The organism is Candidatus Magnetobacterium casense (assembly GCF_019173545.1).
GTDB lineage: Bacteria > Nitrospirota > Thermodesulfovibrionia > Thermodesulfovibrionales > Magnetobacteriaceae > Magnetobacterium > Magnetobacterium cryptolimnobacter.
Genome location: NZ_JABXWD010000395.1, coordinates 1 through 3,005 on the forward strand (window position 1 = coordinate 1; position 3,005 = coordinate 3,005).

Here is a 3,005-nt window from a genome sequence, read left to right on the forward strand (position 1 = left end):
TCAGCTATACAATTGAAATGTTGTGTATAATCAACCCAATGTCAACAAGATAAGAAGGGGTCAAGGGGGCTGGCCCCCTTGCAGGGGGTTCTGAAGGGGGCCAGGAGCGCATTGAGCCGGGGGTCGCTGACCCCTCCTGGAGCGACAAAGAAGCGGCTCCGCCCCTTTCTTTCCTTCTTCTTAGGGGGGTGAACTATTACTTAAGAAGTAAGGTTCCATTGCCGTTATGGGTTGATTCTCCAGGACAAGGACGACCACCAAAGCACCTACAAAACCAAACAATGGCGGTGGCTGCATGACCACGGTTGGTTGTGGTGCTACCATTTCGTATTTAATCCAATTTTACTGTAACCGTTGGCTATCTCATGGTAATGGCCCCCGTTTGTGGGTTATAGCTGTAGATGCCTTTATCGAAGTTAATCGCGGTGAATTCCTGGAGTTCGTCGAGGTTTTTGGGGTATCTGCCGTTGGCTGCATTGAAGCCCGTAATGCCTCTCTTGAGGGTCTCAATGTCGGACTTCTCTGTTGCAACGCGTGATTTTTCGATTTTGTCTACCTTCTTGTCCGTGATTTTCGATAAGTCTTCTTTGGTCTCTGAGGCATAATCACACGAAGCGACTCCCAGAGACAATGTCATAATTCCCATCAAGGCTACATATGTGTATTTGCGCATAAGTTAGCACCATCCTTCTTTTTTCATTACATTTTCAAGTCCTTCTATAAACTCGTTTGCAGTCTGAAAACTCGCGTATGCGTTTTTTGACACTGCCTTGTCAACGACCCTGGCCAGGGACAGTGGCAGTGTTGGGTCACGTTTGAGCAGTTCAACGGCGGGTTCGTCCAGTACCAGTTCAACGGCATGGCGAGTGAGGCCGGAGTTGTCGCTGCGCTCTGAGGGCAGGCGTGAGATGTCCACGGTGTATGTGCCGGTGAGCATATAGTACAGGCTGACCCCCACGGAGTAGACGTCAACCGGGGGTTTGCTGTACTTGTAATTTTTTATCAACTCCGGAGACATGTACATGATCGACCCTGCAAATCCTCCCCCTGTTTTTGTGATATCAAAGAAGGAGTTTCCGGCGTCCTCGTATGATTTGGCCAAGCCGTAGTCGCATATCTTTGCCCTGTAGGAGCCGGTTTCGCCAGGCAGTGAGAGCAGGAAGTTGGAGGGCTTTATGTCCCTGTGGATAAATCCGTTTTCGTGTAAGGCGGAGAGTCCTTTTAGTATATCTATGGTGATGCTGCATGCCAGGGGTGCCGGGATACGCTTACTGGTAGACTTCAGGAGCAGGTTGGAGACACTGCCACCTGGCAGCAATTCGCTTACAAAGTAGCACGTTTCCCCCGTGGCACCCTTGTCGAGGAGTCTCACAAGGTTTGGGTGTATGACCTTGGACTGGACGGCTATCTCCCGCTCAAAGAGCATGATGTAGCGGTCGTCGTAGATAACCGATGGATGAATCTTCTTCACTGCACACATGCGTCGTGTGTTTTGGTGTACGGCGCGGTAGACGATCCCCATGCCGCCTCTGCCGACTTCGTTAAGGAGGATATATTGGTTGTCTGCCAAAAACGAATCTTTTTGTGTACACTTGACGGAGGTGCACTGTGGACACAGGTAAATGGAGTCCTCAAGCTCATAGGCAAGGCCGTCTCTGTTTGCTTCCGCTGAGAGGTCTTTTTTACAGGCATGGCAGTTAAAGCTGCTGCGTATCTCCTCTTTGTGGATTTGTTGGTGTCTGGCATCGGCTTTATTGGTCAACAGTTCCATTGTCTTGTCCTGACAGGTGATGCAGGTGTAGTCGTGGAAGGTTATGCTTTTTCCAAAGAGGTTGATTACTTCATCGGTTGCGTCTTTTTTGCATATATTGCAACAAATCTTTTCGATGACGGCCTTTGTTAATGCCACTCGAATCGTAATGTTGCCAAGCGTTATCTCATCGCCGTCGGTGAGGACGTGTTTTACTATCTTTTTTTTGTTTACAAACGTACCGTTGCGGCTGTTGAGGTCCATCAGGAAGCACCTTGTAGGACGTATCTCAAGCATACAGTGGTTTCTCGATATGTTTCTGTCTATGGCGCCAACCTGCAGATGGGCCTTCTTTGACCGACCAATAAGGAGCGTGCTTGGTTCATTCAGAACAACGGTCTGTATCTTTGTGTGTCCATCAAATATATCAAGTCTAATATCTATCATTGTTGCCAGCCTCTTAAAAAACGTTAGTTACAAAGATATTATAGCACGAATACGTGCAAACTGAAAATATCAGACTACGATTAATTTGTTCTGCCTGAAGATTGGGTTGCAGATCACTTTTAATAATTGTCTCCTTCCCTTTATCAGTAGGTTAGGGCTTGAGGGGGCGGAGGGGGTTGGCAATACCCTGAGAACAAACATTCAAAAAAGTCAATAGCTAAATTTTCAAATACCAGGTAAGCCCTCATGCCCCTTTGAGGTAGCTCCACAGTTCATCCACAGAGGCAGACTTCCTTAGCAGCGTTTTAAATGCCTGCAAATGCTCAACATTTTTAATGGTTCTGACACTGTCCATAAGTGCAGCTGCCTCATCTGCGTGCTTGATCTCAAGCATCCCTTCTATCCCCTCAAGCAACCCTTCAAGCTTGCCTTCGTCAAAAGAATTTTCAAGCGCACCCCTTTCATCCTGTAATCTCATCTGCCAATATTCATATACCTCAAATTCTTTCTTGCTCCAGGTACCCTCATTGGCTATCTCATAGGCCTCCTTTATCTCAACAAAGTCGGCACTCACAGGCACCATCTCCAGCGAGTACGCATTCTTTATGAAATATATCCACTTCTCTATTATGCTATCTACCTCAGCCTCTGTCTTTGTGAACTTGGGCAGCTCTATAAAATTGAACTCAAAGTCTGTCAATTCCCTCTTAAGCGTATCTTTGTTCAATATCAGATGCCTTGTTAAGTAGTTATTGCCTTCAAATATTTCAAAATTCACGATGCCTATATATATCACCGGCCTTAGATT

4 protein-coding genes are annotated in these 3,005 nt (G+C 46.8%); all 4 read right to left on the reverse strand.

Annotated features, from left to right (window positions below; translation table 11 throughout):
• Positions 1-180: 180 nt before the first annotated feature.
• Positions 181-324 (reverse strand): hypothetical protein, encoded by a 144-nt coding sequence (locus HWQ67_RS15410; protein WP_218253574.1) that lies wholly within the window; start codon positions 322-324, stop codon positions 181-183.
• Between the two features lie 34 nt (positions 325-358).
• Positions 359-673 carry a hypothetical protein gene (locus HWQ67_RS15415; protein ID WP_218253575.1) on the reverse strand — a complete coding sequence of 105 codons (315 nt, stop codon included), beginning with the start codon at positions 671-673 and terminating at the stop codon, positions 359-361.
• 3 nt (positions 674-676) lie between these two features.
• Complete coding sequence (locus HWQ67_RS15420; RefSeq protein WP_218253576.1) at positions 677-2,197, reverse strand: protein kinase domain-containing protein; 1,521 nt, start codon at positions 2,195-2,197, stop codon at positions 677-679.
• Positions 2,198-2,441: 244 nt separating this feature from the next.
• Positions 2,442-3,005: PD-(D/E)XK nuclease family transposase (locus tag HWQ67_RS15425; protein WP_218253577.1), on the reverse strand; the 564-nt coding region annotated here is incomplete at its 5' end.

Bases quoted from the DNA above. Each gene is read 5' to 3' on its own strand.
- HWQ67_RS15415 (WP_218253575.1), bottom strand. From the start codon at position 673: ATGCGCAAATACACATATGTAGCCTTGATGGGAATTATGACATTGTCT.
- HWQ67_RS15420 (WP_218253576.1), bottom strand. From the start codon at position 2,197: ATGATAGATATTAGACTTGATATATTTGATGGACACACAAAGATACAG.
- HWQ67_RS15410 (WP_218253574.1), bottom strand. From the start codon at position 324: ATGGTAGCACCACAACCAACCGTGGTCATGCAGCCACCGCCATTGTTT.